At 61.4% G+C, this 4,627-nt stretch carries 4 protein-coding genes; 1 reads left to right on the forward strand and 3 read right to left on the reverse strand.

The annotated features are described in order from the left end of the window. Positions 1 to 28 precede the first annotated feature (28 nt). Positions 29 to 1,219 (reverse strand): benzoate/H(+) symporter BenE family transporter, encoded by a 1,191-nt coding sequence (locus tag HU811_RS25170; protein ID WP_092459019.1) that lies wholly within the window; start codon positions 1,217 to 1,219, stop codon positions 29 to 31. A 242-nt stretch (positions 1,220 to 1,461) separates the two neighbouring features. On the opposite strand from HU811_RS25170, the gene HU811_RS25175 reads away from it, so the two are divergent. Continuing rightward, complete coding sequence (locus tag HU811_RS25175; RefSeq protein WP_003183531.1) at positions 1,462 to 2,226, forward strand: GntR family transcriptional regulator; 765 nt, start codon at positions 1,462 to 1,464, stop codon at positions 2,224 to 2,226. A 131-nt stretch (positions 2,227 to 2,357) separates the two neighbouring features. Here the strand turns inward: HU811_RS25175 and guaD are convergent, their stop codons facing one another. Together guaD and xdhC are read right to left on the reverse strand one after the other, a co-directional pair. Then, a complete protein-coding gene (gene guaD, locus HU811_RS25180; RefSeq protein WP_186658695.1) occupies positions 2,358 to 3,662 on the reverse strand; it encodes a guanine deaminase in 1,305 nt (434 codons plus the stop codon). Positions 3,663 to 3,681: 19 nt separating this feature from the next. Continuing rightward, positions 3,682 to 4,524 carry a xanthine dehydrogenase accessory protein XdhC gene (xdhC, locus tag HU811_RS25185; protein ID WP_092401733.1) on the reverse strand — a complete coding sequence of 281 codons (843 nt, stop codon included), beginning with the start codon at positions 4,522 to 4,524 and terminating at the stop codon, positions 3,682 to 3,684. Between the last annotated feature and the right edge of the window lie 103 nt (positions 4,525 to 4,627).

Below are 4,627 nucleotides of genomic sequence, written 5' to 3' on the forward strand. Positions count from 1 at the left end.
TAGGAGCTGCCGAAGGCTGCGATCTTTTTTAGGCGTTGCGCCAGTTCAGGATCAGCAAGGTCAACACCCCCGCCACAATCCCCCAGAACGCCGAACCGATGGAAAACAGCGTCAACCCCGATGCCGTGACCATAAAGGTGATCAGTGCCGCTTCCCGTTCCCGGGCTTCGCTCATGGCGATGCTCAAGCCATTGATGATTGAACCGAACAGCGCCAACGCCGCGATGGACAGCACCAGTTCCTTGGGCAGCGCCGCAAACAATGCCGCCAGTGTCGCGCCGAACACCCCGGCAAGCCCGTAGAAAATCCCGCACCAGACCGCCGCCGTGTAGCGTTTGTGACGATCCTCATGGGCGTGTGGCCCGGTGCAGATGGCCGCGCTGATGGCCGCCAGGTTAATGCCGTGGGAGCCGAACGGCGCCAGCAGCAGCGAGGCGATGCCGGTGCTGGTGATCAACGGCGAGGCCGGCACGTTGTAACCGTCTGCCCGCAGCACCGCGATGCCCGGCATGTTTTGCGAAGTCATCGCCACCACGAACAGTGGGATGCCGATGCTGATGGTGGCCGCCAGGGAGAAATGCGGCGTGGTCCATACCGGCGTGGCGACTTCCAGGGTAAAGCCGCTGAAGTCCAGCAGCCCCATCAAGCCTGACAGTGCCGTACCGATCAGCAACGCAGCCAGCACCGCGTAGCGCGGCGACAGGCGCTTGACGATCAGGTAGGTGAAAAACATCCCCAGCACCAGGCCGGTTCGATGCTGGGCGGCGACGAAAATCTCGCTGCCGATCTTGAACAGGATCCCCGCCAGCAATGCCGCCGCCAGCGAGGCCGGAATGCGCTTGACCAGGCGCTCGAAGCTGCCGGTCAGGCCACAGATCGTCACCAGCACCGCGCAGGTGATGTAGGCACCGATGGCCTCGCCATAACTGACCCCGCCCAGACTGGTGATCAGCAGCGCCGCGCCGGGTGTCGACCAGGCGATGGTGATCGGTGTGCGATACCGCAACGACAGGCCAATGGAGCACACGGCCATGCCGATGGAAATCGCCCAGATCCACGAAGAAATCTGCCCGCTGGTCAGCCCTGCCGCCTGTCCGGCCTGGAACATCAACACGAGCGAACTGGTGTAGCCGGTCATCATGGCGATGAAACCGGCGACGATCGCTGATGGTGATGTATCGGCCAGCGGACGAAGTGGCGTGGTCGTGACTTCGGTCATGGTGGGCGGTGGTCCTTGTTGTAAATTGCAGGAGGGCGGGGGGCCACAGATTTGGGGTTTAAGCCTAAACTCAACCTCGTTGCCGATTGCAATACAGCCACGTCCGCAAACAGCCGTACAGTCGTGTTGCCATCAGAGGTTGTGTACAATCGCCGTATTATTTACGTGATACTTGCCAGCGACCCGCTGAGGCGTATTACAGTCACGGTCAATTCGCCGCAGTTCTCCCGACTCGAGTGCCCATGAACGAACAGTTGCAACCCCTCAAGAAACAACCGCGAGCAGGCAAAGCCGGTCGCAGCGGAACCCAGGACGATATTGTCTATGCGCATATTTTCGAGGCCATCCTCGAACAGCGCCTGGCGCCCGGTACAAAGTTGAGCGAAGAGGCGTTGGGGGAGATTTTCGGGGTCAGCCGCACCATCATTCGCCGTGCGCTGTCGCGTCTGGCCCACGAAGGTGTGGTGCTGTTGCGGCCCAATCGTGGCGCCGTGGTGGCCAGTCCGAGTGTCGAAGAGGCCCGCCAGGTATTCATGGCCCGGCGTCTGGTGGAGCGGGCAATCACCGAGCTGGCCGTGCAGCACGCCACCGCCGAACAGCTTGCCGAGTTGCGGCAGATGGTCAGCGACGAGCGCGACAGTTTTTCCCGTGGTGACCGTGGCGCCGGCATCCGCCTGTCAGGCGAGTTCCACCTCAAGCTGGCCGAGGCGGCGAAGAATGCCCCGCTGATCAGCTTCCAGCGCAGCCTGGTGTCCCAGACCTCGCTGATCATCGCCCAGTATGAAAGCGGCAACCGCTCCCACTGTTCCTACGACGAACACACCCAATTGATCGACGCCATCGAGGCCCGCGATGCCACCCTGGCGGTGGACCTGATGATGCATCACATGGACCACATCGACAGCAAGCTCAACCTCGACGAAGAAAGCGCGTCGGATGATTTGCATGCGGTGTTTTCGCATTTGTTGCAGAGCAAGAAGCCAGGGCGGTCGACGGCCAAGCTTTGATGGGGTGAATCAGGCGTTCCGAGTTGCCTTCATCGCGAGCAGGCTCGCTCCCACAGTGGATTTGTGTCAGTCACATAACCCCTGTGGGAGCGAGCCTGCTCGCGATTGGCGGTCTGACAGGCGCTAGAAATCTAGCGCTGATGCACCAATCGGCCAGCCGCATAAGTCTGCGCCACCGTCCGGTCATCCCCCAGCGTCATCAACACAAACAACCGCTCGGCAATGTCCCGGGCCTGTTGCAGGCGATAGCTCAGCAGCGGCGTGGCGTTGTAGTCCAACACCAGAAAGTCTGCATCGCTGCCCGGCTGTAAAGTCCCGATTTTGTCTTCCAGGCGCAAGGCCCGGGCGCCGCCAAGAGTGGCCAGGTACAGCGACTTGAACGGGCTCAGGCGGGCGCCCTGCAACTGCATCACTTTGTAGGCTTCGTTCAGGGTTTGCAGCAACGAAAAACTGGTACCGCCCCCCACATCCGTACCCAATCCCACATTCACTTTGTGCTTCTCGGCCATTGGCAGGTTGAACAGGCCGCTGCCGAGGAAAAAGTTCGAGGTCGGGCAGAACGCGATGGCCGAACCGGTCTGTGCCAGGCGCGCGCATTCGTCGTCACACAGGTGCACGCCGTGGGCGAACACCGAACGCTCGCCCAGCAGTTGGTAGTGGTCGTAGACGTCCAGATAACCTTTACGCTCTGGAAACAGTTCCTTGACCCATTGCACTTCCTGGAGGTTCTCACTGATGTGCGTCTGCATGTACAGGTCGGGATATTCGCCCAGCAACTGACCTGCCAGGGCCAGTTGTTCCGGCGTGCTGGTCGGCGCAAAACGCGGGGTCACGGCGTAATGCAGGCGGCCCTTGCCATGCCAGCGCTCGATCAGCGCTTTGCTTTCGGTGTAGCTGGATTCGGCAGTGTCGGTCAGGTAGTCCGGGGCGTTGCGATCCATCATCACTTTGCCGGCGATCATCCGCAGATCGAGTTGCTCGGCCACCTCGAAAAACGAATTGACCGATTGCGGATGCACACTGCCGAACACCAGCGCGGTGGTGGTGCCGTTGCGCAGCAGCTCCTTGACGAAAATATCGGCGACGGCATCGGCATGGGCTTTGTCGGCAAACTGACTTTCGCAAGGGAAGGTGTAGGTGTTGAGCCAGTCCAGCAATTGCTCGCCGTAAGCCCCGACCATGCCGGTCTGCGGCAGGTGGATGTGGGTGTCGATGAAGCCGGGCGTGATCAGCGCGTCTTGGTAATGCGTGATCTCGATGTCGGCCGCCAGGCTCGGCAGCAACTCGCTGGCGTGGCCGATGGCGCTGATCTGGCCGTTTTCCACCACCAGCAGGCCGTCTGCAAAGTATTCATAGGACGCTTCAATGCCGACTTCGGCAGGGTCGGCGAGGCTGTGGAGCAGGGCGGCGCGGTAGGCTTTACGTGTCAGGGGCATGGGAATACTCAACGATTGTTCAACGGTTCGCCTGGCTGCGGCGCGAGGCCGGCAGCAGCTTGGCAATCGGTTCGGCGCGCGTGGTGTGCTGGCCGAAATCCGCGTTATAGGTGGCGATGATTTCACCGGCGATGGAAATGGCGATCTCCACAGGCAATTTGCCTTTGACCTCGCCGATGCCCATCGGGCAGCGCATGCGTTGCAAGGTGCTGCTGTCGAAGCCGCGATCACGCAGACGATGTTCGAACTTGACCCGTTTGGTTTTCGAACCGATCAGGCCGAAGTAGGCGAAGTCGTTGCGCTTGAGGATCGCGGCACTCAGTTCCAGGTCGAGCTGATGGTTATGGGTCATGACGATGCAGTAGCTGCCGGCGGGCAGTTCGTCGATTTCATCCAGCGGCTCTTCACTGACGATCTTGCGCACACCGTGGGGCAGGTGTTCGGGAAACTCCGCTGCCCGTGAGTCGATCCAGCGCACCTTGCAGGGCAGACTCGCCAGCAGCGGCACCAGGGCGCGGCCGACATGGCCGGCGCCGAATACGGCAATCTGCGCCTGGACCTGGCCCATGGGTTCGAACAGCAGCACGGTCACGCCGCCGCAGCACTGGCCCAGGCTGGCGCCGAGGCTGAAGCGCTCCAGATGGGTGTTTTGCTGGCCGCTGGCGAGCATCTGCCGGGCGAGCTCCATGGCTTTGTATTCCAGATGCCCACCGCCGATGGTGTCGAATGTCTGGCTGGCGCTGATCACCATCTTCGAACCGGCATTGCGCGGAGTCGAGCCGAGTTCTTCGATGATCGTCACCAGCACGCAGGGTTCACCGCGATCTTGCAGGTCGGCGAGGGCGCTGATCCAGTTGTACATATTTCACCTCAACATTTCTGTTGCCTGTTCGGCCGTCTTCGCGGGCAAGCCCGCTCCCACATTTGGATCGCGGTCCCCTGTGGGAGCGGGCTTGCTCGCGAAG

The sequence above is a fragment of the Pseudomonas tehranensis genome (assembly GCF_014268615.1).
GTDB lineage: Bacteria > Pseudomonadota > Gammaproteobacteria > Pseudomonadales > Pseudomonadaceae > Aquipseudomonas > Aquipseudomonas tehranensis.

Excerpts from the sequence above, each read along its gene's own strand:
- HU811_RS25170 (WP_092459019.1), bottom strand. The coding sequence starts at position 1,219 with ATGACCGAAGTCACGACCACGCCACTTCGTCCGCTGGCCGATACATCA.
- HU811_RS25175 (WP_003183531.1), top strand. The coding sequence starts at position 1,462 with ATGAACGAACAGTTGCAACCCCTCAAGAAACAACCGCGAGCAGGCAAA.
- guaD (WP_186658695.1), bottom strand. The coding sequence starts at position 3,662 with ATGCCCCTGACACGTAAAGCCTACCGCGCCGCCCTGCTCCACAGCCTC.
- xdhC (WP_092401733.1), bottom strand. The coding sequence starts at position 4,524 with ATGTACAACTGGATCAGCGCCCTCGCCGACCTGCAAGATCGCGGTGAA.